Annotated in this window: 25 protein-coding genes and 1 pseudogene; 11 read left to right on the forward strand and 15 right to left on the reverse strand. The window is 49.8% G+C overall.

The features are described from left to right. Positions 1 to 184: 184 nt before the first annotated feature. Positions 185 to 433 (forward strand): annotated as a pseudogene (locus V5T82_RS16270) (transposase); the annotation flags it as partial. 327 nt (positions 434 to 760) lie between these two features. Here V5T82_RS16270 and V5T82_RS16275 read toward each other — a convergent pair. Further along, positions 761 to 1,438 carry a bacteriohemerythrin gene (locus V5T82_RS16275; RefSeq protein ID WP_332896750.1) on the reverse strand — a complete coding sequence of 226 codons (678 nt, stop codon included), beginning with the start codon at positions 1,436 to 1,438 and terminating at the stop codon, positions 761 to 763. 427 nt (positions 1,439 to 1,865) lie between these two features. Further along, a complete protein-coding gene (gene ftsY, locus V5T82_RS18300) occupies positions 1,866 to 3,800 on the reverse strand; it encodes a signal recognition particle-docking protein FtsY (RefSeq protein WP_442917878.1) in 1,935 nt (644 codons plus the stop codon). Positions 3,801 to 4,162: 362 nt separating this feature from the next. On the opposite strand from ftsY, the gene V5T82_RS16290 reads away from it, so the two are divergent. Beyond that, positions 4,163 to 4,375: a hypothetical protein gene (locus tag V5T82_RS16290; RefSeq protein WP_332896727.1), complete on the forward strand. Its 213-nt coding sequence runs from the start codon at positions 4,163 to 4,165 to the stop codon at positions 4,373 to 4,375. A 50-nt stretch (positions 4,376 to 4,425) separates the two neighbouring features. On the opposite strand, the gene V5T82_RS16295 is transcribed toward V5T82_RS16290, so the two are convergent. Continuing rightward, the gene (locus tag V5T82_RS16295; protein WP_332896728.1) at positions 4,426 to 4,968 is read right to left on the reverse strand and encodes a hypothetical protein; all 543 of its coding nucleotides are present in this window, start codon (positions 4,966 to 4,968) and stop codon (positions 4,426 to 4,428) included. Between the two features lie 182 nt (positions 4,969 to 5,150). Between V5T82_RS16295 and V5T82_RS16300 the strand changes: the two genes are divergently transcribed. Then, on the forward strand, positions 5,151 to 5,279 hold the full coding sequence (locus V5T82_RS16300) for a hypothetical protein (RefSeq protein ID WP_332896729.1): 129 nt from the start codon (positions 5,151 to 5,153) through the stop codon (positions 5,277 to 5,279). Between the two features lie 12 nt (positions 5,280 to 5,291). On the opposite strand, the gene V5T82_RS16305 is transcribed toward V5T82_RS16300, so the two are convergent. Then, positions 5,292 to 6,425, reverse strand: a complete 1,134-nt coding sequence (locus V5T82_RS16305; RefSeq protein WP_332896730.1) for an SO_0444 family Cu/Zn efflux transporter — start codon at positions 6,423 to 6,425, stop codon at positions 5,292 to 5,294. 148 nt (positions 6,426 to 6,573) lie between these two features. Here V5T82_RS16305 and V5T82_RS16310 point away from each other — a divergent pair, with 148 nt between their 5' ends. After that, the gene (locus V5T82_RS16310; RefSeq protein ID WP_332896731.1) at positions 6,574 to 7,020 is read left to right on the forward strand and encodes a MerR family transcriptional regulator; all 447 of its coding nucleotides are present in this window, start codon (positions 6,574 to 6,576) and stop codon (positions 7,018 to 7,020) included. Here V5T82_RS16310 and mamZ read toward each other — a convergent pair. From mamZ to V5T82_RS16345, 7 genes are all read right to left on the reverse strand, one after another. Next, positions 7,017 to 8,912, reverse strand: coding sequence for a magnetosome biogenesis transporter MamZ (mamZ, locus tag V5T82_RS16315; protein WP_332896732.1), 1,896 nt, complete (start codon positions 8,910 to 8,912; stop codon positions 7,017 to 7,019). The two genes, V5T82_RS16310 and mamZ, sit on opposite strands and share 4 nt — an antisense overlap. A gap of 10 nt (positions 8,913 to 8,922) precedes the next feature. Beyond that, positions 8,923 to 9,246: a magnetochrome domain-containing protein gene (locus tag V5T82_RS16320; RefSeq protein ID WP_332896733.1), complete on the reverse strand. Its 324-nt coding sequence runs from the start codon at positions 9,244 to 9,246 to the stop codon at positions 8,923 to 8,925. A 187-nt stretch (positions 9,247 to 9,433) separates the two neighbouring features. After that, positions 9,434 to 9,757, reverse strand: a complete 324-nt coding sequence (gene mamC / locus V5T82_RS16325) for a magnetosome protein MamC (protein WP_332896734.1) — start codon at positions 9,755 to 9,757, stop codon at positions 9,434 to 9,436. Between the two features lie 193 nt (positions 9,758 to 9,950). After that, positions 9,951 to 10,934 (reverse strand): protein kinase domain-containing protein, encoded by a 984-nt coding sequence (locus V5T82_RS16330; RefSeq protein ID WP_332896735.1) that lies wholly within the window; start codon positions 10,932 to 10,934, stop codon positions 9,951 to 9,953. Then, positions 10,931 to 12,031 (reverse strand): PP2C family serine/threonine-protein phosphatase, encoded by a 1,101-nt coding sequence (locus V5T82_RS16335; RefSeq protein ID WP_332896736.1) that lies wholly within the window; start codon positions 12,029 to 12,031, stop codon positions 10,931 to 10,933. Before V5T82_RS16335 ends, V5T82_RS16330 begins: the two co-directional genes overlap by 4 nt. A 32-nt stretch (positions 12,032 to 12,063) precedes the next feature. Beyond that, on the reverse strand, positions 12,064 to 12,999 hold the full coding sequence (locus V5T82_RS16340; RefSeq protein WP_332896737.1) for a hypothetical protein: 936 nt from the start codon (positions 12,997 to 12,999) through the stop codon (positions 12,064 to 12,066). 367 nt (positions 13,000 to 13,366) lie between these two features. After that, positions 13,367 to 13,888 carry a hypothetical protein gene (locus V5T82_RS16345; protein WP_332896738.1) on the reverse strand — a complete coding sequence of 174 codons (522 nt, stop codon included), beginning with the start codon at positions 13,886 to 13,888 and terminating at the stop codon, positions 13,367 to 13,369. 307 nt (positions 13,889 to 14,195) lie between these two features. Between V5T82_RS16345 and V5T82_RS16350 the strand changes: the two genes are divergently transcribed. Next, the gene (locus V5T82_RS16350; protein WP_332896739.1) at positions 14,196 to 14,642 is read left to right on the forward strand and encodes a hypothetical protein; all 447 of its coding nucleotides are present in this window, start codon (positions 14,196 to 14,198) and stop codon (positions 14,640 to 14,642) included. Positions 14,643 to 14,782: 140 nt separating this feature from the next. On the opposite strand, the gene V5T82_RS16355 is transcribed toward V5T82_RS16350, so the two are convergent. The 4 genes from V5T82_RS16355 to V5T82_RS16370 all read right to left on the reverse strand — a co-directional run bounded on the left by V5T82_RS16355 (position 14,783) and on the right by V5T82_RS16370 (position 16,638). Next, positions 14,783 to 15,082 (reverse strand): polyhydroxyalkanoic acid system family protein, encoded by a 300-nt coding sequence (locus V5T82_RS16355; protein WP_332896740.1) that lies wholly within the window; start codon positions 15,080 to 15,082, stop codon positions 14,783 to 14,785. A 54-nt stretch (positions 15,083 to 15,136) separates the two neighbouring features. Continuing rightward, positions 15,137 to 15,850: a hypothetical protein gene (locus V5T82_RS16360; protein WP_332896741.1), complete on the reverse strand. Its 714-nt coding sequence runs from the start codon at positions 15,848 to 15,850 to the stop codon at positions 15,137 to 15,139. A 47-nt stretch (positions 15,851 to 15,897) separates the two neighbouring features. After that, positions 15,898 to 16,221: a hypothetical protein gene (locus tag V5T82_RS16365; protein WP_332896742.1), complete on the reverse strand. Its 324-nt coding sequence runs from the start codon at positions 16,219 to 16,221 to the stop codon at positions 15,898 to 15,900. Between the two features lie 150 nt (positions 16,222 to 16,371). Continuing rightward, complete coding sequence (locus tag V5T82_RS16370) at positions 16,372 to 16,638, reverse strand: hypothetical protein (protein WP_503629698.1); 267 nt, start codon at positions 16,636 to 16,638, stop codon at positions 16,372 to 16,374. Between the two features lie 358 nt (positions 16,639 to 16,996). Here V5T82_RS16370 and V5T82_RS16375 point away from each other — a divergent pair, with 358 nt between their 5' ends. The 6 genes from V5T82_RS16375 (at position 16,997) to V5T82_RS16400 (ending at position 22,267) form a co-directional block, all read left to right on the forward strand. Then, the gene (locus V5T82_RS16375) at positions 16,997 to 17,593 is read left to right on the forward strand and encodes a hypothetical protein (protein ID WP_332896744.1); all 597 of its coding nucleotides are present in this window, start codon (positions 16,997 to 16,999) and stop codon (positions 17,591 to 17,593) included. Positions 17,594 to 17,710: 117 nt separating this feature from the next. After that, positions 17,711 to 18,862, forward strand: coding sequence for a vWA domain-containing protein (locus tag V5T82_RS16380; protein ID WP_332896745.1), 1,152 nt, complete (start codon positions 17,711 to 17,713; stop codon positions 18,860 to 18,862). A 224-nt stretch (positions 18,863 to 19,086) separates the two neighbouring features. Continuing rightward, a complete protein-coding gene (locus V5T82_RS16385) occupies positions 19,087 to 19,485 on the forward strand; it encodes a magnetic particle specific iron-binding protein (RefSeq protein WP_332896746.1) in 399 nt (132 codons plus the stop codon). 171 nt (positions 19,486 to 19,656) lie between these two features. Beyond that, complete coding sequence (locus tag V5T82_RS16390; protein ID WP_332896747.1) at positions 19,657 to 19,980, forward strand: magnetosome magnetite crystal formation protein family; 324 nt, start codon at positions 19,657 to 19,659, stop codon at positions 19,978 to 19,980. Positions 19,981 to 20,015: 35 nt separating this feature from the next. Next, positions 20,016 to 21,341 (forward strand): magnetosome biogenesis transporter MamH, encoded by a 1,326-nt coding sequence (mamH, locus tag V5T82_RS16395; RefSeq protein ID WP_332896748.1) that lies wholly within the window; start codon positions 20,016 to 20,018, stop codon positions 21,339 to 21,341. Between the two features lie 128 nt (positions 21,342 to 21,469). Beyond that, the gene (locus V5T82_RS16400) at positions 21,470 to 22,267 is read left to right on the forward strand and encodes a hypothetical protein (RefSeq protein ID WP_332896749.1); all 798 of its coding nucleotides are present in this window, start codon (positions 21,470 to 21,472) and stop codon (positions 22,265 to 22,267) included. Positions 22,268 to 22,418 lie beyond the last annotated feature (151 nt).

The following is a 22,418-nucleotide window of genomic DNA, read 5'->3' on the forward strand; positions in this document are numbered from 1 at the left end:
AGCTTCTAAATTCTTCTGCAGATGACCCTGAGGAGAAATTGCTTCAGTTTGTGTAAACTAAAACTGGAAATAAATGAACTGAGAAACAGGGTTTAAATAAACGAAGATAAAAGGAACGGTATTCCCCCCCGAGTACCCTAGACACTTTTTAGCGTACCAATTACGCAACAGAAAGGTGTTTAAAATGAGTGCTAAACGTTACACGGAAGAATTTAAGGTTGAAGCTGTCAAACAAGTCACAGATCGGGGCTATAAGCTTGGTGAAGTGTCCGAGCGCTTAGGCGTTACGCCCAAAAGTCTGCGTGACTGGATCAGTAAATACGGCGATACCGGTTCTCAGCATCAAGTTATTTCAGGTCAGCAAGACGAGCTTCGTCGATTAAAGTCGGAGCTCCGCCGTGTCACTGAGGAGCGCGACATCTTTTCTTTGGGTGAATTATGTCACCCAAATTCAGGCGCTATGGCGNTAGAGGTTTTAAAGGTGGCGTGGTCGCTTTCTTAGCCATAGAAATGCACGCCTCCTGAGAATCGATCTGAGGCGGAATTTAACCCGATTCATGGATAAAGCACCATACGCAAAACAAACCCGTGACGTGAAGCCCGTAAATTGGACCATGACTGGTTGGAATTTTCTAATTATGATTCCCGTATTGGGAGGAGGGAAGTTCCATGAAGGAATCTAAATTCACAGAAGCTCAGTTCGATGGACTTTGGGGGCAATCGGAACGGCGGAATTTCAGGGATTTGGTATAAATTGGTATTATCCAGCGCGAGCGGCTTCATCCGTGCTGTCCGGGCCGATAAACTGCACACCGTCAAGACTTATCTTAATATGGTTTTTAATGTTGGTATCGGGCACCATGACGTCGGAAATAAAAAGGTGTACCACGGTGTGAATGATCCATTGAGGGGGCAGCACACCGCTTCTAACAATGTCTAGGGCTGTATCTAAATCATGTAGGGATTGAGCATGGTGGGCTTTGTGTTTTTCTAAACCATCATAGCCCATATCTTTTAAAAGCTGTTCTTCGTTCTCAAAATGGGATCGAACATCGTGGATCAACGTTCGAAGTGCATCTTCAAATTTTTTGCTCTCAGCATCTTTCGTTTCAACGATTTCAAGACAGTGATTAATAACGTCTAAAATCTTTTTGTGTTCTTCATCGATAAACACGCTACCCGTCAACAACTCGCCAGGAAGTTCAAGCCTCATTTCACGGAAACTCCTTATGTGCGCAAAACCAATAAGCCAGAACATGTATATGGGCACATAAAAACGCCCTTCAACGTGTTTGTCGCGACAAACACTATGAACGCGGCGCCGGGGCGAAAGGCAATTCACGGGTACTTTTGTGCGAGGATTGGTGGCGTTTTGCAGACGAAGCAAGTGCCCAAAAAGCAACAGGTAAAACACCTGCAAGAGGTAACGCAACCGCACCAGCAAGCGCTGCTCCGCTGCCCATTGACAGGACACCGTGTGCTAAATCAACCAAATCGTTTTTTGTGTTTCTATGATGTCTGGAACGGCTGTCCATGATGAAAACCTTTCTTGTGACGATAAACTGAGTAACTCGGCTCTTTTGTTGCTAATGATATTCATTATCAACAGCAAAAACCTAGCACCGCCAGAATGCCGTGTAAAGTGCTAATGCGAATTACTCGCATTGAGCATCGAAAGGCTGTGAAAAGACCCGTGAAAACGAACTTAGAGATCTGTTTTTGTGAGTTTTTTGGAGTTTTGCTCTTGCACTTGAGCATACGAACAGAGAGGCTCAGCCGCTCCTGTAAGAAGCTTTTTTTATCAGCTTGGCCCGAAATACAAGTCTAGCGCCAGACTGTTCCATACACCCGTTTGGTGCTGGGCTTTAGTCCAGCCCCATCAGGCTCCGCGCAAAATCCTTCGGATCAAACGGGCGTAAGTCATCCGCCCCCTCGCCCACGCCTATAGCATGAAACGCCAGACCAAATTTATCTGCCAAGGACACAACGACACCGCCTTTGGCCGTGCCATCCAATTTGGTCATAACCATGCCCGTCACATTGACAGAGCTGTTAAAGGCCTCCACCTGAGCATGAGCATTTTGACCGACTGTCGCATCCAAGACCAACACCACATCGTGGGGGGCGCTGGGGTCGGCTTTTTTAAGGACACGCACGATCTTTTCAAGCTCTTCCATCAAGTGGGTTTTGTTTTGCAGGCGGCCTGCTGTGTCGACCAGCAAAACATCAACGCCTGCGCTCCGTGCCTGTTCTAAAGCATCATACGCCAGCCCCGCCGCATCAGCACCAATGTCACGTGAGACGACGGGTGCGCCAATTCGATCACCCCAAACCTGCAATTGTTCGATGGCCGCAGCACGGAATGTATCCCCTGCCGCCATCATGACCGATCGCCCTTCATCCGAAAACTGCTTGGCCAACTTGCCAATGGTCGTGGTTTTGCCAGACCCGTTCACACCACAGACCAAAACCACATGAGGCTTTTTGAGCGGGTCAATATCCAAAGGTTTTGCAACGGGAGCCAGAATTTCACAAACCGAGTCCGCAAAGGCTTCGCGAACTTCTACGTCATCGACATCTTTGTTAAAGCGCGTGGCAGCCAAACTTGCCGTCAATTTGGCCGCCGTGCTCACACCCATATCAGCGGTGATTAAGACCTCTTCCAATTCTTCCAAGGCATCATCATCTAGGCGGCGGCGAACGGTAAACGCACTGCCAATGCCATCGGTCATGCGCGTCGAAGACTTGCCGAGCCCGGAACGCAGTTTTTTTAACCAACCACCAGCTTGTTCACCGTCAATTGTCTGATAATCACCCGTGGCAGAGCCCAAAAGCACGCCGTCCTTTTCAAAGGTCACAGCAACATTTACGGTCTGCCCGGCCCCAACGGGTTTTGCCAAACGCACGGGCACAAAGCTTTCGGTGCGACCATTTTCTTGGTCATCCATCAAAATGCGGTGCACTTTGCCCGTCAGCGCCCTGAGATGCCCATCCATGAAGGACTGCCCAGTTTGGCGCATCTGTTCGCTGCGCCTTTGCACCACATCTGCTTCAATAGGTGTTAAGCTATGGGCAGGGACATCCATTCTGGACACGTATGCGAACACGGACCAACGGGCAATATTCCAGTTGTTTAAAGCCACCAGAGTGTCATTGAATTGTTGATCCGTTTCACCAGGGAAACCGGCAATGACATCAGCACCGAATACCACGTCAGGGCGGGCATTTCTGGCACTTTTGAACAAGGCATTAAGATCCACAAAGCGGTGAACCCGCCCCATGGCTTCCAAAACATCATCATTTGCCGACTGCAGACTAAGATGCAAATATCCCGCTAAGCGCTCTTCACTGGCCAGAACATCAAAAAAGTCTTCATCCAGGCGCGCGGGGTCCAACGCCCCTAAGCGCAATTTTTGCAATTGGGGGACCTCTTGAAGCAGCTTTGGAATAAGGATGCTCAAACCTGTCGAGCGATTTCCACAAATGCCCAAGTCTGCCCCATAAGACGCCACATTCTCACCAACCAGCACCACCTCTGTAATGCCGTCAGCAACCAACCTCTGCACAACCGACACGATGTTTTCCATAGGGGCGGAACGCAGCGCCATTGGGGTTTTTGCTAAGGGGCAAAAAGTACATGCACTGTTGCAACCCGATTGAACGGCGACAAATGCCCGCCCTGGTGCATCAAAACCAGCCTCATAAGCCCCGGCCAGCTCGTCCAGAGTTTTTTTACCACTCACCCGAAAAGGTGAAAATGTTGCCTCATCAGCATGAGAACCTGAGTGTGCGTTTTCCATGAAATCCCGACCAAAATTTGGAACATGTCAGCGTTTTGCCATTTCTGCCGCTTTTATATTGGCGAGGGGGGGAAATGTCCACTTATTGACCATGTCTGGCAAAAGATAACCCGCAAAAACACTTAAGCATAATTCATCCAGGGTTTTCCCTTGGGTCAAAACTCATTTAAATGAGTCTGGACCCTAGCCATCGGGGGGGGGGGGGTATATAGTTACATTGTGTTAGATTGAAAAAGCTCAAATACTAGAGTGAGTTTTCAATAACAGCCACTAAGTGACAATATTAAATTAAGGCTGAACAGCCAAGGTTATTTAAGCAACCCCGATTTTTTTTGCAACCCGTTTTGAAAAGGTAGGCTGAAATGCCCTTAGTCGAAATCTTGACCGCAAAAAGTAGCTTAGCCGTTGCGGCAGCAAAATCAACGATGGCAGGGGTGGCAAAGGTCGCAATTGCCACAAATCCAGTATTTCTACCCGTTGTGGTTGGTGGTTGTGTTGGATCTTTGTTGGTGATGGACTACACCACCGCAAGGGCCGCAAAAATCATTATCAAAAACAACCAATTAAATGCTTAAGGCCCCTATCGCACCATCCCTGTCCCCGACAGCAACAAATAGCGGACCAATTAGTCAACAGAGCTCTTATTCGAGGAGCCTTGAGACAACTTGGTGAAATGATCGCTGAATTGGCGCCAAATGGTTGACAGTTCAGCGAGCTGTTTTTCTGACACGTTTTTTTTAGCCAACAACGTCACCAGCCCAACAGAAAGCTTTTCGCCAAGCTCGCCTTTCGCGTCGATGCTAACGTCAGACAACAATGCCCCGTCCAGGGTGCGATGGCTTTTTTTGGCACTGGCCATAAAAAACTGCAGTATCTTTTGTATTTCATCCACAAACATAGGATGAGCTTTCGCATAACCAACACTGGCTTCACCTGTGTTGGTGTTGGTGTTGGTTTCGGTTCGATCAAAAGTGACCAAGCTATCCAGCTTTTGCAGAAGGGTGAGTTTTAAAACCAATACAAACGGCAGACTTTTAGGAGGGCTGTCTTTATCAACGGATTGGCAATACATACGAAACGCTTGGACAAAACCGCGAATGTCCGATTCTTTATCGGCATCCTGCAGTGTTCGAAGATGCAAAACATACTCGGGAACAATCTCTGTCATCCCCCCCCCCAATCGAGCTCTATTTGAAATCAACCATTATTTGCATATTAAAACAAACCCGGCAAATTGACCAGCCCGCAACTTGATCGAGTCGGTAATACCAACGAAAAAGGCTTGAATACAGGCCAAAGTCCGACTATTTGACTAGGGATTATAAATGTCTTTAATCTGGGGCTTGTGCTGTGTTTGACCCACTGTATTTGATCATTTTGGCGGTGTGCGTCGTTGTGGTGCTGAAACTGATGCAGATCAACCGCCGCTTTCCCGGTCTCATCATGGGCCAGGAAAAAGAAGACGAATGGAAGAGCTGAACAGAAAGACATTTAAGCAACAGGTGTTGTTACTGTTTTTTGCAAACGTGTGCGCAAAGCCCCCCATGTTATGCGGGCACTAATGGCCAACAAAATGGCCAATGCCCCATAACTGACCCAATACGGCACGATGTCTTCAACTTTGGACAGTTGCACGGCCATATCGACCCCCATAGCCTGAGCGACGGCATCGGTCACAAACCCGGCTCCGATGGCGGTACAAATGATGCCCGTTAAATACAAAGCGACAGCCTGATTGCCCATTTCCCGGCGCACGACGCCCAAGGTTGCGATATTTGTTGCGGGTCCGGCCAACATAAAGACCATGGCCGCGCCGGGCGAAACACCTGCCAAAATAAAGCTGGCCGCAACAGGGGTTGAAGCGGTGGCGCAGATGTACATAGGGATCCCCACCAGCACCATAACAACCATGGCAAACAAGCCCGAGCCATACTGCCCCAAAGTTTGCGGAGGAACCCACGTCACGGTGGCTGCTGCAAGCACAAGCCCGACGAGCAACCATAGGGCAATATCGTCAAATATATCAAACAAGGCATAGCTGAGGCCTTTCAACGTACGTGAAAGGGCCGATGGCTTGGTTGTTTGATCAATGGCGTCCAACTCAGATTGGCTCGTTTGCAGTTCGCTAAGGTTTGATGTGGCGCAACACCCACTGCTACAGCAACTTGATGTCGTCGCAACCGGGGCATCCTGAACCGCAAGCTTGGTGGGGTGTTCTTTCTCAGGGGGTAATAAGCGCATCAGCAGACCTGTCACGATGGCGCTAAAAACCGCCGCGATGGGCCGGGCAACCGCCAAAAATGGGCCTAACATGGCGTACGACAGCGCCACAGAATCGACCCCCGTTTCCGGCGTTGAAACCAAAAAAGAAGTGGTTGCTTCGCGTGATGCCCCGCCACGACGCAACCCAATCGCTGCAGGTAAAACACCGCATGAACAAATCGGCAATGGTGCCCCCACCAACGCCCCGTTCAAAACACTGCGAAAACCGCGTCCGCCGAGAATCTTAGCCAGACCATCCTGAGGCACCCAGGCATGGATCAATCCTGCCACCAAAAGCCCAAACAACAGCCACGGTGCAGCTTCTAAGCTCAGGTGCAAAAGGTTTTCAAAAAATAGTGGCATTTTGGATCCTATTGTTTCGCTGGAATTTTGGGGTGCCCGAACGCACGCTTAATACCAACCCCCAAGCCATTCAGTGATCTAACGCAGGTTTGGTGATTCTGTACAGACATGGTAATACCTATAGTTACTATAGCTACAAGGATTAATTATGCCGCGTGATGAATTCACCATTGGACACATGGCCAAAGCCAGTGGCTGCAACGTACAAACGGTTCGGTATTACGAAAGCATTGGCATTTTACCCCAACCGCCACGCAGTCACGGCAACCAACGCCTATACAATCAAAGCCACGTCAACCGGGCGCAGTTTGTTCGACGATCGCGCGATTTGGGGTTTTCACTGGATCAAATTCGCGCCCTTTTGACCCTCAGCGACGACCCCGAACGCCCGTGTGACGAAGTCGACGCTTTGGTGCTGGATCAACTCAAAGCCGTGGATGAAAAAATAACCCAGCTGCAGCGGTTTCGTGATGAACTTCAGCGTATGTCCAATGTCTGCAAAGGTGGCACCGTGGCCAATTGCCAAATCATCAACACCCTGGCCCAAACAGGCGAGCATGTACGGCCATATTGCGGGAAAAAGAACCCCGCCTAGGGCGTTTTCTGGACGGCTGTTCGAGATCTTTTTTGGAAAAACTGACGCAAACGGTAGCCCAGCAAAAATGCCACCAAAGCCGTATAAATCAACGATCGCGTAATGCTCACGTCCGCTTCGTTCGCCGACAAGAGAAAGTGCACGATCACCAGTACATTTACGGCATAAATCGAACGGTGCAATTGCTTCCACACCTTGCCACCCAGGCGCTTGGTGTAGTCCTTCGATGAGGTGACCGCTAAAACCGTCAACACCACAAATGCAACCAGGCCAAACAGAATAAAGTAGCGTCTAAAGAAGTCCGTCCACATGTGGCTCCAGGACAAATCCCATTCCAGCCAGACATACGTAACGACGTGAAGAGCAGCATAGAAAAATGCGTACAGACCAATCATACGGTTGTAGCGCGCCAAATAGCCCGCTTTGCTCATTTCACGCAAAGGCCGCAAGGCCAATGAAATGATTAAGAAGTTTAAGGCCCAATCGCCCAAATAGCGGTTCCAGTAACCCAAAGGCAAACCACCAATGGCGCTTCCTGAAATCACACCACCATTGTCAACAAACCAAATCAAAGGCACCAAAACGGGCATCAAACAGATGACAAATACCACAGGTTTGAACCCGATTTTTTTACGCTTTGGTGAAATGTCCTGCCCTGTGTCGGTGATGCGCAAGCTCAAAGCCAGCGTCATGACCAAAAGGTTGCCAATTCCAATGAGAACAAACGGGGCGTGCGGGCCGACAGTGTCATACAACATACCGCCGCCTTGGACAAAAAAGACCACGCCGATACCGCCCATCATATAAAACATGCCCAGCATGGTGCCGCGCAAATCCTTGGGCGAAAGATCCATGGCCAACACTTGCGGGGCCACCAAGCAGCCGGCTTGACCAACCCCAACCAAAATTGCTGGCACCAAGACAGCCGCACCAAACGGGTCACTGACCACGCCCAGCATTAAAAAGCCCAGCGCAGAAAAAGCCATCCCACCGGCAATGGCCGTCACCCGTCCAAAATGTTCAATAAAGCGGCCCCAAATTGGGATTGCCACCAACATCACCATTCCCATGACACCCAACAACAAAGCCGCTTGGGAGGCCGCATCGCCTGCAGAAATCCCCACAAGCTCAGCATCGTGAACCATCCACATCATCAAAAAGATGCCAATGAAAACCATATCGCTGCGCGAAAAGAACGCGGAAATGAAGCTCAATTGCATGCGTGGGTCATCACTAAAGATGGCCCTTACCCGTTCCCACGGGTATTGACGCACATTGAGGATGGGCGCGACCTCCAACACCTTATTGCGTGACAGTTTGACCCCCGCCATGGCCAACACAGCCGGGATAAACATGGCGGCATAGACCCCGCCTTCTTCGGTCGCTTGCATCAAAATTGCGTAGATGACGGCACCACCAAACGTCATCATAAAAAAAGCTTTGGACATTTGGCGTGGGCGTTCTTCAAACTCCGTATAATCACCAGCCAAGGTGATCAGCAACGGCCACACCGCGCCCATGCCCAAGAACACGACAATGCGCATCATCAAGTAAAAGCCCAGCGCCCCGGTCCCGATAAGATCGCCAATAAACATGCTAAACGGGGCCAAAGTCGCCCCAATGGCAGCAAGAATGAAGCCGAAAAAAATAATCTTGCGGCGGCGTATACGGTCAGAGATATAGCCCAAATAAGCTATCAAAAGCAGGCCTGCGGTTTCTGCCGAAATCTGAATGGTTGCGTTGATGGAACCAATTTCACGATCAGACAGGCCGATCACCTCAGTCAAATACAACGGCTGCAAACCCACCATCAAGGTCATGATGACGCTTGAAAGAGCCAAAAGCAGGTAAAGGGCGTTCCAGCGCCATTGTTCAACCGGACGGTGGGCCATGCTTGTCTTGTTACCTCGTCAAAATCTGATGACAGTTTTTACAAGCCATCTTACCGCGGCCATCGTTATGCGAGGGCGGTATGGGAGCATTCGCCGAAATCGGCGGTGGCGGCGGTGGCGTTGAGGCGCCACCTGAACCACGTGGCACCACCACATGACAACTGGCGCACGCCACTTTTTCGCGACCATCAGAGTGCGGGGCAAAAGTGCCCACTGTAATCACAGGGGCATCGGTGTAGTCGTCTTCCCAAAACTCATCGACGAACATGGTGATCATCACCACAACAACAAGTGTCGCAACGCCTGCTGAAATGATCCACTCTTCGGATTTCATATATCGTCGTCCGTTTCTATTTGTCCTGCGTAGCGGGCCCCCCTACACAGAATAACCTGCATCCACAAGGATGCAGGTCTGATCCTGTCCGCCCCCCGTGAACTTTCAAAGCCACGAAAAATGCTGACGGGTGATAAAGGCACACATGTGTTCACCCACATATACGTATCCAGCGCCCTACCTAAAATTAGGCCTCAGAATCCATGTCGGAGAAGCGCTCAAGCCCGCGGTCCCATGCATACTTGCCTGCAGCGGCAACGGTAAAGGCTGTTGCCAAGGAAACAACTAAACCACCACCAACAACGCCGACAGCAGCAGCACTCAATGCCGTAGCAACACCTGCGCCTGCGGCTTCTTTCGCTGTATCCACGACGATTTCTTCGTTGCTCATATCATTGGTTTCGCGTGCACGAAGATTTTTTGCCAAAGCTGCGGAACCACCAACAACGGCGCCAAAAACACCGATGCCCGGAACGCTGTGTGAAAGTGCGGTAACAAGTTGATAAGCCATTTTGACCCCCAAATAAAAAAGTTCTGGACACTATAACTCAACACACATTGAAAGCAATGTTAAACGCCAATACCGTGCCGCCAAATCGTTAAGTGACGATAAGAATTGACCATAATTTTGTCAAGTAAAACAAAATGTAATGGCCTATATTGGCATGGTTAAATGTAACAGATTTGCATTCTCAATTCACAGGTTAAGCCATGACCTGCAGCCCCGAATTCACAAATGCGGTGTCTTGCTTCGCCTGAAGGGTTGTCGCCGGTTCTTTGCGAGCATCTTTCAACACGCGTGTCAGGCGGGGGACCTCCAAAGATTTGGACATCGCGACCTTGGCCAACAGTTGCGTCCAAGCTCTGACAATTTTATCAGGAGACGCCATCAAACGCTGTATCAATTGCGAGTTCTGCGGCGCAAGAAAGTCTTCTTGGGTAAAGATAATGTTTTCCCCTGTGTTAAAAGGGGCCAGAAGCGAGGGATCAACACAAAGCGCACGCAAAGACAGGGCGATCACCAAAATAGAAAAATGATCAAGGCTTGGGCTGAAATGCTTGATCGTGCGTCTTGGATGTTGATAGCTGGCACCACCGACCAATACGCAATCAAGACCTTTGAGTTGTGGCACGTACATCGAATCGTAATCCAGCAGACGCAGCTGACCTTCTGGCGTCACCAAAATATTGTCATGCTTTAAATCGCCGTGGGCTATTTTGTTCGCCAGCATGTGTTGCGCCAAATTCGCCCAGGCTTTGCTCAAGGCGAACAGCGCTTTGCTGTTTTGATTGCTGCACAATTTTTCAATCACCGCCCCCAACGACTTGCCTTCGACCCAAGGCATGACGACCAAAGGAAACTCACCATTTCCAGCAATTTTCGACGTCACAAAGATTTCTTTGCCCATAAAACCGATATCGATCAGATAGCGCGCGCCAAGCGTTTCAATGACCTTAGACGTTGTTTTCTGGCGCATTTCCAATTGAGGTAAATCGCGTGTGAACAGTTTGATCGCAACGAGTTGATCGCCAGGATTGACGTGAGCTTTGAACACGGCGGCAAAGTTACCAGCCATAAATTCCGGCTCCCCCGCGCCATCTAAAATTGGCGTCACCGTCAAGCTAGCAAAGCGCTTGTCTGCATTTTTTAAAGCTTGGCGATAGTCATTGATAATCGGGAATGTCATTGCGCATCCTCCGTCATTGGTGCTGATACCTGTTGCGCGTGAGCAGCGTCTGCAGTTGCATCATCCTCACAATCATAATGAATCATGATGAGGGTTGAATCGTCGTTTGGTAATAAGCCGTTACCATGATGGGCTTCTACAGTTGCCCCAAATGTTTGCCCCGCTTGCAGGGCGTTTTCCATGTCTTGCATAGCCGCGCTGAACCCCTGACCACCATGTTGAGAATGGTTGAGCGCCAAATCAGCCAGCTTCGAATTCCCACCATGCAACAATTGGCGATATTGCGTTAACAAGCCCTGGCTATGGTCATTTAACGGGTGAGCCTGATCCCCCCCGTGGCGTTCGTGTAGATCCGCCAAATACGACAAGTGAACATACTCGCCAATACCGTCTGACGCCAAAACAACCAAACTTGAAGACGTCAGTTCAACTTGCCCCGCCTTGACATGCTGTTCTTGCGGCAGATCTTTCCAGTTGAGCAGATAAGGGTCTGACATCATCGCACTCAACGACACCGGATGGCTCATTTCCAAAGACATCTGTGCACTTTTTTTGTCAAACACACATAAGTGACTGTCGCCATAACACAGCCAGTTCAATACGGGCACACCCGTGGCCGTTTTCTTGCTTATCCAGCAAGCCGTTAGGGTTGAACATGACCCTTCACGCACGAACTTATTCAGTTTTACAGGATCGTTTTGGGCACGCTGTTTTTGACTGTCGGAAAAAGCTTTCCAAAAACCGTCGACCCAGTCGTTGAGGCCCTTCACATCCGCAATCGGAGTATGGGGCAAGCGATCAACCAACGCATCGGCCCATGCGCCACAAAACATGCCAGAAGATCCCGCGCCATCGGCGACAGCAGCGACAATTGTGTCTTCAGTTTCCGAAAGATGAAACCGATCTTCGTTTTGGCGCCAAATCACTTCGCCATTGCGTTCAAAACGATCATTGATCGGCTTGGGTGTCGTCTGCCCGAGAATTTTCCACGTTTGAGTTGCCCTCGAAGCATCCTGCCCCGTTTCCCCAATCGAAGCTGGCGCAGGATTTGCGCGCTCGCTCATGGGGCCATCACTGTCGACAACAAACGAAGTCATACTTTCCTCAGCACTTTAAAGGTTACGGCAATTTAAAACGATGTCGCAGTGGCTTGGAGCTGAGACTCACCAACGGATCCACTGCTTGACTGGTTGGGGGAAAAGACAAACGCTTGACGTGTGCCAATGTCCAATAATTTCACCAAAGCCATGGCATCAGCGTTGAACGCCATACCGCGAATAGCTGGCGTCATGCTGAGATCGCGATCAAAAATTTCACAAATGATCGAGCGATAGCGGTCAGGCATTTCACTGGACATTTCAAACAGCAATTTCGCATAAGAATCGTCAGGAAGCTCCATTGCGCTCCACGGGAATTCGACAGACATTTGACTGTTGTCCGAAATGTGGCAGTTCACCAACAAGACATTTCCATCCGTAGTTTTCAGGCTGGTCAGTCGGCGTGCGGATATCAAAAGTTCTTCTTCTGAGTTAACATCGTTGGCCATACCGTCGGTGATGTTGATGACGATTGGGGGGAACGATTTTGGATGGCGGAAGATCCAGTCTTCGATTGCGGCACGGGCCAAATTGAGCGCGCCGTTCATCGGTGTACTTTCCGCAGCAACGGGTTCCAGCCAGCGTGAAACCGTGGTGTTTTCTTTAACAATCTCGCCACGGACCATGGTTTCGGTTTCAACCGTTTCCACTTTGGCATTTTTGCTCACTTCGGAAATAGGCACCATGGCCTGGCCTTTCAAACCACCTTCCCAGCAAAATTGCGGGCGCGGCCCTTGACCGTAACCGATGATTCCGACGTCAAAGTAATTGCTGACCCCTTCGTCGCGCATGCAACGGTTGACGATTTCTTCCAAAGTGGAATTTAAGGCGTCTGCAACAACACGGGCACGTTCAACAGGCTTGCCGTTCGCATCAATCCCAAAAGGTTTATCCATTGATCGGGATTGATCGACCAGGAAAAGAAAAGCCCCTGGATAATCGCGACAAATTTCTTGTGAATAAGCCATTAATTACGCCCCCTTTAGTACGTGCACAGACAAACGAAACTGTTTCAAAATAATAAAACTTCGAAAGCAGCGATGGTCATAAATTCCACACCGCGCTAGGCTCCATCTACAGGCCCTGTTTAAGCCTGACCAGGAAAGATATGCAGTGCCAAAGAATCGCTACCTTCGGTGCTTACTTATCAAAAGAATATAGTTAAAAAGCCCTTTAGGCCACCTGAAAAAACCCTTTGGGCCACCTGAGTTTATGCCAATTTCATCCAGATCCAAGGGGGCGTTTTGATAAAACGCTAATGCGTGCACAATTTTGACAGTCATATGACCGATATGAATATGAGCTTTATGAGTATTTACAAAGACGTGTGAAACGCTATTCACCGGAACGGGCTGTTTCTTTACGTTCCAGCCACCGATCAATATGTGGCGTAGTTGAACTGTCTCGCTCAAGAGTGTGCAACACAGCGTCGCCCGCGACATCTTTTCCCTGTTCTGTGTTGGGTGAGATCTCAGTTATGCGCCGGGCGCTGCCTGTTTTGGACTCATGTGCATTTTGAGCTTTTATTGCCCCCTTTTCGCCCTCCTCCACATCGCGAATCTGAGATGAGGATTGCACATTGTGGACGTCTTCACGTTCTTCAATGGCGTTCAAAAGAGAGACCAGCAGTTCTTTATACCGTTTGCGTTCAGTATTGGCATCACGCAGGTCTTGTTCCAAACGGGCAAAGTCCTTTTGGTTTTTATCCAGGGCAGCGTTTTGCTTCGCAATGGTGTCTCGAAGCTCGTTCAATTCACGCTTGGCACGTGCAACGGATCGCTCATAATCCGCGTCAACGCGCGACAGACTGCCCCTTGCAGCTTGAACCCTTTGCGCAATTTTATCCGTTTCGTTCATGGCTTGCCCTCTTCTACCTTAAACTGCGATTCGCCAATCGCACGCATCAGCAAATGCCCCCGAATGCCCCATATCAAGCGTCGAACCGCGCCAGACATTGAGAATAAGTTTTATTATTACGGTTTTAGCGCATAAGGCTATCCCGATACCAAAAAATATTTCATTGAACACTGTAATTTTCTAGTTGAAGGCAATAAGGCTATGTCTTTTTGTCATCTGGTGTTATAAAATAAGCATCTTGAATCAGCGTTGTACTGTGTGATTAAGAAACATTTTCAAAGCGTCGAAAACTTCTTAGGGGGCTCCCGTGAACATTGAACAATTGGTAGCAGGCCAAAGCCCTGCAGAAATTAACGCAATGGCCGACAAGCTGGAGCGTGTTGCAGATGTCAAAGCCGCAGCAGCGGCGAAAGCAAAAGCGAAAGCAGCCGGTGCTGCAGCAAAAGCAAAAGCAGCCGGTGCAAACGCAGCTAAAGCTAAGGCTGCAGCAAATGCAGCGAACGCCAAAACTGTCGGCGCGCTCAAAACCACCGCCGCAGGTGCTGGTGCTGCTGGCACGTCCAAAAGCACCGCCGCCATGGTTGGCGCGTGCTGCTCATCCAAATCTTGGACGCTGGGTCTGGGCTTAGGTCTGGGTCCTTGGGGTCCGGTTTTGCTGGCAGCCGGTGGTGCTGTTGGCGGTTATTACGTCTACAAAAACTACCTCAAAGACAAATTGCCATGGGGTGGTGAAATCGACGCACCGACCATTTGATCGGCGAATTCTCATCATAAAAAGCCCTGCACCTTCTGCGTGCGGGGCTTTTTTTATGTTTACTCACAGAAGCGAACGGCAACGAGAACGGATTTGATATAATACTGCTCTAGAGCACTTCCGTTGGAAAGAGTTCTCACCTAAGCCAAGATTTCTTGCAATGCTGCATGGATCTTGCTTTGCGCAGTTTTGCGAAACGGCTTCGCCGCCCAGGGTAATTTCACGGACATGGCAACACTTTCGTTTGCAACGTCCAAGGCCCCAGAAACTTTGAAGCCCTTGGCTTTCGCCGCGAAGGCAAATTTTGCATCCTTTTGGACGTACTTCATGTCTTCAAGCATGTCCAAACCATTCGACCCCGAAGACAGCGCAGCTTCAATGCGCTGCACAGCATCGCTCACACTTAGGCTATGGTTTATTTGGAATTTGATCTCAGACACAATTCATACGCCCAGCTTTTACATGCCCAACGTCCATCACAACAAAATGAGGGGTTATTTTTTCAGTGTCGAAGAGATCTTGTCACTGGCACTTGCGACGGCATCTTTGGCTGTTGTCAGGACAGAATCTAAGACATCCCCAACGGGCAGTTTGTTAAACATCTTAACAATCCCCGAGCCTAAGTCTTCCATCTCGACGTCCTTGGCTTCCAATTGTTTTTCGCAAAACGCACATTTGGGAAGCGGAATGTCTTTAATCAGCGCTTCGGCTTTGCCCTGTAACTCACCCAAAAGATTCTGCACGGGAATATCCTCACCGTCCTTTTGAGTTTGATCGCCAGAGGCTTCCTCTTGAAGGCTGGCTTCCAAGCCATCTTTGAAATCGTCTGTGCCCGCTTGATCTGCCAGTTCTTCCGCAGATTTTGGAGCCGATTCTTGTGCAGGGGCAGCCGTTTCTTTTGTCACATTGTTTTCCGAAGTCGAAGGGGTGGTGGACGGTTTAGTGTCCGGCTGGCCTTTTGCAGGCTGTTTCTTTTTTTCTACGGGCACTTTTTTAGCTGCAGCCTTTTTCGCTGGGGTCTTTTGACTGGTGGATTTTTTGGCCGTGCTTTTCTTCGTCACAGCTTTCTTCGTCGCCGTTTTCTTTGCCGCAACTTTTTTCACAGCCAATTTATCTGCACCTGCAAGCTTTTTACCTTCGGATGGTTTCGCTTTCGGGGACTTAATTTCACTGTCAGATGCAGCACGATCAGACGGTTTCTTAACCATTAAACAAGCCCCTTAGCGCGAATACTATCGAAGTTCTAAACCCGACCTCAGATCTTTGTAGAAATACCATGAATAAACGGCAGTTTCCATGCGCGACTTAACAACACAGACAAGATCCCAACCGCGGACGCAACAACAACGGCCATCGCAGACATAGAAAAGACAAGCTTACCAACGCCGGGGACGTAAAGTGCCATCACGGCTAAAACGCTCCACATCCAAATCACCAAACCTTGTTTCGCATGGAAGAAAATGAATTCGTCCTTACGATTCATGATCAACGGAACCAGGCACAAAATACCCATGTAGCTTAAAAAGCCCATCAAGTAAGAATGAATGCCACTTTCTCTGCGAACGACTTTACCAGCCATAGAAGTGCCCCCTATATATTAAGTACACTTTAAATTGAATTCAAAAACAGCATCCATCATGGTCAGGATGCCCCGTCTGACATCCCGTCAAGATGCCCCTGTATGCAGCGTATGCAGCGTATTCAGCCGTGCCCACCCGATCTGCGCAGATTATGCGTCAGCGATGGCTTCGGCCAATTCTTGCTCTTCTTCCGATTGGTCAACTTCGGCTTTGCGGCTGCGCATGTAGCTGTATACAGCAGCAGCCCCGATGACGCCCAAAGCAATCGGTCCCCATGCACCAATGCCCAGACCTAGCCCCAATGATTTGCCTGCAAATGCACCACCAGCTGCCACGGGCTTCATGGTTGCAGCTTGAGCTGTCATCGTCGGTGTTATCGCCATTGCCTTAAACTCTCCTATTGCATACAGCCTCATCTTTAAAAGATCCCGGTTGCAATGCTTAACTTTGTCACTAGCGGCAGTATAAGTGTTTGCATATCGCCTTTACAAGCCCCTGGTGACACAATAATTCATTTTCCAGTCAAAAAATTATCATTGTAAAACAGTTAGTTGCGACTGATTATCACCTTCACATATGGTTGTTTTTCTTCATTCTACCGGTTGCCCTGACATCCCACCTATGATAGGAATTATTTAATTGAGTTTTTGTACGCACACTGACACCTTTGTTGTGTGCGATGTAACATTTAGACCCAAATACGACTTTAGCACCTTGCTGACAGTGCGTGCGGTCTAAGAGAATGATAGTCATACAGTTGAGGGGACCTCAGACATGTACCTTTTAAAAATGAGCAAGGCGACCAGCATTCCGTCGACCATGGCGGGCAAAACCTTCACCATCGGCAAAGTAACCGCTGCTGGTAAAGGTGCTGGTAAATGGCTTTTGTTGCAGCCGAAAGCGGCGAGCGCTGCGGCCGCTGCCAAAGGTTCCGTTATGCTTAAAATGGAAGGCACACGCCAATTGGCTGGCTTGGTTGGTAAAACCGTGACGGTTGGCAAAGCTCCGGTTATGGGCGCTGGTGCTGGTGCTGGCAAATGGTTGGCCCTTCACCCGGTTGCGGCAAAAGGTGCTGCTGCTGCAGGCGGTGGCGTTAGCGCCATTTTGACGGCTGCCAAAGCTCCTGTCGCTGGCACGGTTGCGAAAACCGGTGCCGCCACGGGCGTTGCGAAAACTGCGGCCGTTGGCGCAGCTGCCGGCACGATCTGGAACGGTACGGGCATGAGCCTGGGTCTGGGCTTGGGTCTGGGCGCGCTGGGTCCGGCATTGTTGGCTGGCGGTGTCGCAGCAGGTGGCTACTACCTCTACAATCGCAGCAAAAATGCAGAGGCTACGGACGAAGATATCCAAGACGAAGCAGCACTGGCCTAAGGGCTGGCTGTTGAGTCACATATCCATCAGTTTCCTATGGACATGAATACGCAAACGCAGACCACTTGTATAAGTGGCCTGCGTTTGGCGTTTTGGCATCATTTTCTTGTTCTAGCCATGGCTGGTTTGATGTTGACGGGTTTACCTGCCTGGTCACAAGACGCCACATCAGCGCCCACAACCACACAGCAAAACCCAGAAACAACGCCTTATTCCATCATATTGTTTGATCAGTCCGGCTCCATGGGGCGTTTCGATTCCCTTGCCGTTTCAACCATTTGGATGAAGACCTTGGCACGGACGTTCGATGCCCCCCGTGATGTTCTTTTGGTGGGGTTTGATTCGCGCGTTCACCCCCCCATCACCTTTAAAATTGGCCCCGATATTGATATGGCCAAACTCGGCGAACGGCTTTCTGCCATCAAAAGAGACGGAAAAACCACGGATTTTGAAGCCCCGCTGCGCTATCTCTCCACCGCCAACACCGTTGAAAATGCCGAACTGGTTTTGCTGATCTCGGACGGCAAGCCCGAAATCTGGGACCCGAAACTCAGTCATATGAGCCGTGAGGTGCTGGGCGATTCGCGCTATGAAGCCCTCAATGCTCAGGTGATGACGCTGCGCACGGCACAAAACAGTTCCGCCGACATTTGGCAACAACTTGGCCCACAGTTCCAAAAGCGCAATTTGGACTTAATTGACGAACGCATTAAGGAATTGGGCGACAAACTTGCCAACAAAACAGTGATTTGGGATTTATCTGCCGAATCTGAGCATTTAAAAACGTGGGCCGTTCAATTGAATAGTGAATATATCCCCATCAATATTGCCGATGAAGAACAGTCCATTTCCCAACTCTTGTTCGCCGTGATGACATTGCAACAAAAGACCAGTGCCTTGATGGAGACACCGTTGCAAGAAGGCGAACAACAGCGCTATGAAACCGTGTTGTCCGTGGTCCAGGACACGGTCCCGGAGCTCAATCTTCAAGATCAGCCCCCGGCCCCACCGGTCCTGCCACCCCACACACCAAAGCACCAAACACCCCCTATGCACGCCAAGCCAGTGGTCAAAGACGCCCCCATAGCTTTGGAGGCCATGGCGCAAACCGTCAGCCCCATACGCGAAAAGGCTCATATTTCAGTCCCACAACAAGCCCCGACGCTGCCCCGGCGCACCATGTTTTTCATTGCTTTTGGGGTGTTTGCGCTCAGCGCATTTTTCATTGTGGCAAGTGTGTCTTGGCAACTCAGACGTATGCAATTGTAACCACAAAATCACATTTGCTGGCTTTACGAAAATCCAAAATAGTGCTACTAAAACATATGGTTACGGCTTATTTGGACGTAATGACTTTCATTCGCAATAAACCGCTGCTGTGAAGGTTGTTCAGTCCATCAGTCGCGATCAAACATTTGGTTATATGAGTAACCGTGTAAAGCGCGCTTTTTATGTACACATTACAAAAAGCACCGTAGGAAAGGATCCGTAATATGCCAGCTCCAGTCTGCGCCGCTGCAAAAGCAGCCGCACAACGCGAAATTGAAAACGAAACCGCAGCCGCAGCCGCCAAAGCCGGCGCAACCAAGATGGGCGCGGGCACTGCTGCCAAAGCTGGCGCAGCCAAAATGGGTACTGGCGCAGCTGGCACCAAAATGGCTGCTGTCGCGACGAAAGGTGCAGGCGCAACGGCCAAAGTTGCTGGCGCAGGCGCTACCAAAACAGGCGCTGCTGGTTTGTTAACCGCAGGCAAAGGTGCTGCCATCAGCACGTGGGGTCCCGTGGCGCTGGGCGTTGTTGCCGCAGCATTGCTGTACAAATACATGAAGGACAAACAAAGCAGTCCCGACTTGTCTGAAACAGACATGGAAATCCAAGAAGCCATCAACTAACACCTGTTGGCTTGCTTTAACCTTTCCTCTTTTCAGCCGCGCTTTGAAGCTGTAGCTTAGCAGCTTGAAGCGTCGGCAAGGGCAGACGGAACAAAACCTTTAGGCTCACTTGTCATTTCTAGAAAAGACTGGTGGGCTTAAGCTTCTTTTTCTACGTTTGGATGAACGACTATGGCGAAAAAAACGGTTCGGAGCAAAGGCGGTTTCCGCGCACGTCTTTTGGCAGTGATGAGCTACCTGGGTATTTTGTGTTTTGTCCCCTTGCTGCGTGCAAGTGATGATGAGTTTGTCCATTTTCATGCGCGCCAAGGCTTGATCATCTGGATGATCGGCATTGTGGGCATTTTCTCATTCTTTATTCCAGGTGCAGGCAAATGGCTGTTTAGCGCCGCATTGATTTGCGCCTTGATCTTTTCTGTGACGGGCATCCTTTCCGTGCTGTTCCACCGTGCCTGGAAAATACCGCTCGTGTATTCTTTGTCGCGTTATATCTAACATCTTTAGGTGTTTACCGTTTGAGGTGTTGATCAATGCAAGAACCGGAACTTTTGGCCGAACGCCAGCATCACAATACGCTGTATTTACTGGCGGCGATTTGCACGATTTTTATGACCTTGGTCATTGCCGTACAGCCATTATTCTTGCGCAACGTCTTAAATCTGTCTTTTGAATATGCTGGCATGGTCAATGCCAATATCCAGGTTGTAACAGAAATTCTGGATTTGTTTTTGATCATGTATTTGGGCTATTTGTCGGACCGTTTTGGCCGCATCCCCATTGCCACAGTTGGCTTTTTGGTTGCCGGATTTGGTGCCATTTTGGCCATTTACAGCCTAGAACTTGGCGTACTTCTGGGAATTGGCGGCATTTCTTTTTATTACATTGCGCGCATTATCATGTCATTTGGAACGGGCGCGGTATGGCCCCAAATCTCCACCTTGGCCGGGGATTACACGAATTACGCTAGCCGTGCGCGCTTTTTGTCCAACACCGTCTTCATGATGGCACTGGGCGCAACGCTTGTGTACGCCATCTTGATGCAGATCCCCAAATATGCCGGCCTAACGGTGGTCATGGTTTTGACGGCTGTCCTTGCCTTAATTGGTGCATGGCTGACCCGCAATTTCATGATCGATGTTGCCCCCAAACTGCGTGAAAAAGGTGTGCCATGGGCACGCATCAAAGACTTGGTGATGACCGAAGAACGTATCCGTCTGAGTTTTTCCGCAGCGTTCTTTGCCCGCAGCGACATGGTCTTTATCGGCCTGTTTTTAATGATGTGGTTTATCTATTTTGCCGATTTGGTTGCTGTTAATCAGGAAGAAGCCGCCGCGCACGCGGGCTTATTGATTGGCCTGACAGGTTTTATCGTCTTGATTTCCATTCCCTTTTGGGCACGCTTTATTGAAAAGCATGGTCGCGTCATTACCATCACGGCAGGAATGTCCTTATCAGGCGTGGGCTTCTTGTCCATGGGCTTTATTGTTAACCCATTTGATTGGGCGATTTTGGTTCCGATTATCTTTGTTGCTGTGGGCCAGGCAGCATGCCTCATTGCGCCACAGGTTTTGGTGATTGACCACAGTCCACGCGAAATTCGTGGCTCTGTCCTTGGGGCTTTTAATGTTGTCGGTGTCATCGGGATTATTTTCTTTGTCCAAATCGGCGGCTGGTTGTTTGACCATGTGGGACCACACGCACCCTTTATTCTCATTGGTGCAGGCAACTTGATCTTGACGGCTTATGCACTTTGGGTTTTGCGCGGACTTGCAAAAACGAACCGTGACAAAGGCTTAGATGATGACGATCTCAGCGATGACGACGACGATTTGCTCAAAGAGACCTTAAACCTTTGAGTTGAAGCGTGAGCGCCGCAGTTCAACTGGGTCATATTCATGTTTTCGTAAGTGTAGGGAGCTATACTCCCCCACAATATATGTATAAGATTGTGGGATTCGCAGACTCTGCTAAGGGGAATTTACTTATGGCGAAAAAAGGCAGAAAACGTGGGGCTTCGGGCGCAGGCTCGTCCACTGACGATAACCAGTCTGCGCAAACGCCCTGGTCCAGTGCTCCAGCCCCCCGACAGAACGCCAAGCCCACAACCGCAGCCGTTAATGTCGGTCAAGCTGTTGAAAATGAACCGGATGATTCCTGGCAGCTGAACGATGCTTTAGGCTATGCGCCATGGGCAAACGATCCTCAACCTGGTTTTGGGGCTGCCAGTGCTACAGCCGGACCGATGTCTCCAGAAGCCCGTGCGCGCATGCAGGCAAGCTTAACCCGCTTTCGTGATGCTGACCCCATTGACAGTTATGAAAACCCTTGGGGTGGCACAGGTGAAGATGACCTCAAACGTCCCATGACCCGCCGCGAAGCCATTGTGGCGCGCGCCGCCGCAAAACGCCGGGCAAGCATTCAGGGTGAACGCGAAGCGATGTATACATCTCAAGGCGCACCAGATGATTCTACAGAACCCGATAGCGACCCTGTAGAACAGCCCGCTGAGACCAAAAAACGCCGTAAATCTAAGTCCCGCACAAACGCAAAACAATACAAAATCCCGGTCGAAAACCTACCTGTTGGCGTCATAAATGTTATTGGCGACGGCGTTGTTGCTGTTGTGGATGGCACAATATCCGCAGGGAACACGGTTGGAACAGCCATGAAGCCTGTTGTCCGTTTGGTTCCCCCAACGGCTGCCACGGGTTTGGTCTGTGTCGCAGGTGCAGGGGTGCTTCTCGGTTACGCCAGTGCGATTAACATACCTTGGAAAATTTAGTTTTATGATCACCCTCCCATATTCGGGCACAGTTATGAAAACGACTTTGTTTTTCTCATTGTGAATTTGTCGCCGCTAATCTTCAGGCAAAAAAGTGAACCAAACGATGAACACCCAAGACAAGATACTTTCAGACGAAAAATCGAACAGC

Origin of the sequence: Magnetovibrio sp. PR-2 (assembly GCF_036689815.1) — a bacterium.
Lineage (GTDB): Bacteria > Pseudomonadota > Alphaproteobacteria > Rhodospirillales > Magnetovibrionaceae > Magnetovibrio.

Bases quoted from the DNA above. Each gene is read 5' to 3' on its own strand.
- mamZ (WP_332896732.1), bottom strand. From the start codon at position 8,912: ATGGCCCACCGTCCGGTTGAACAATGGCGCTGGAACGCCCTTTACCTG.
- V5T82_RS16380 (WP_332896745.1), top strand. From the start codon at position 17,711: ATGGCTGGTTTGATGTTGACGGGTTTACCTGCCTGGTCACAAGACGCC.
- V5T82_RS16385 (WP_332896746.1), top strand. From the start codon at position 19,087: ATGCCAGCTCCAGTCTGCGCCGCTGCAAAAGCAGCCGCACAACGCGAA.
- ftsY (WP_442917878.1), bottom strand. From the start codon at position 3,800: ATGGAAAACGCACACTCAGGTTCTCATGCTGATGAGGCAACATTTTCA.
- V5T82_RS16330 (WP_332896735.1), bottom strand. From the start codon at position 10,934: ATGACATTCCCGATTATCAATGACTATCGCCAAGCTTTAAAAAATGCA.
- V5T82_RS16370 (WP_503629698.1), bottom strand. From the start codon at position 16,638: ATGAGGCTGTATGCAATAGGAGAGTTTAAGGCAATGGCGATAACACCG.
- V5T82_RS16335 (WP_332896736.1), bottom strand. From the start codon at position 12,031: ATGACTTCGTTTGTTGTCGACAGTGATGGCCCCATGAGCGAGCGCGCA.
- V5T82_RS16295 (WP_332896728.1), bottom strand. From the start codon at position 4,968: ATGACAGAGATTGTTCCCGAGTATGTTTTGCATCTTCGAACACTGCAG.
- V5T82_RS16375 (WP_332896744.1), top strand. From the start codon at position 16,997: ATGTACCTTTTAAAAATGAGCAAGGCGACCAGCATTCCGTCGACCATG.
- V5T82_RS16365 (WP_332896742.1), bottom strand. From the start codon at position 16,221: ATGGCTGGTAAAGTCGTTCGCAGAGAAAGTGGCATTCATTCTTACTTG.
- V5T82_RS16310 (WP_332896731.1), top strand. From the start codon at position 6,574: ATGCCGCGTGATGAATTCACCATTGGACACATGGCCAAAGCCAGTGGC.
- V5T82_RS16345 (WP_332896738.1), bottom strand. From the start codon at position 13,888: ATGAACGAAACGGATAAAATTGCGCAAAGGGTTCAAGCTGCAAGGGGC.
- V5T82_RS16305 (WP_332896730.1), bottom strand. From the start codon at position 6,425: ATGCCACTATTTTTTGAAAACCTTTTGCACCTGAGCTTAGAAGCTGCA.
- V5T82_RS16390 (WP_332896747.1), top strand. From the start codon at position 19,657: ATGGCGAAAAAAACGGTTCGGAGCAAAGGCGGTTTCCGCGCACGTCTT.
- mamC (WP_332896734.1), bottom strand. From the start codon at position 9,757: ATGGCTTATCAACTTGTTACCGCACTTTCACACAGCGTTCCGGGCATC.
- V5T82_RS16290 (WP_332896727.1), top strand. From the start codon at position 4,163: ATGCCCTTAGTCGAAATCTTGACCGCAAAAAGTAGCTTAGCCGTTGCG.
- V5T82_RS16400 (WP_332896749.1), top strand. From the start codon at position 21,470: ATGGCGAAAAAAGGCAGAAAACGTGGGGCTTCGGGCGCAGGCTCGTCC.
- V5T82_RS16320 (WP_332896733.1), bottom strand. From the start codon at position 9,246: ATGAAATCCGAAGAGTGGATCATTTCAGCAGGCGTTGCGACACTTGTT.
- V5T82_RS16340 (WP_332896737.1), bottom strand. From the start codon at position 12,999: ATGGCTTATTCACAAGAAATTTGTCGCGATTATCCAGGGGCTTTTCTT.
- V5T82_RS16360 (WP_332896741.1), bottom strand. From the start codon at position 15,850: ATGGTTAAGAAACCGTCTGATCGTGCTGCATCTGACAGTGAAATTAAG.
- mamH (WP_332896748.1), top strand. From the start codon at position 20,016: ATGCAAGAACCGGAACTTTTGGCCGAACGCCAGCATCACAATACGCTG.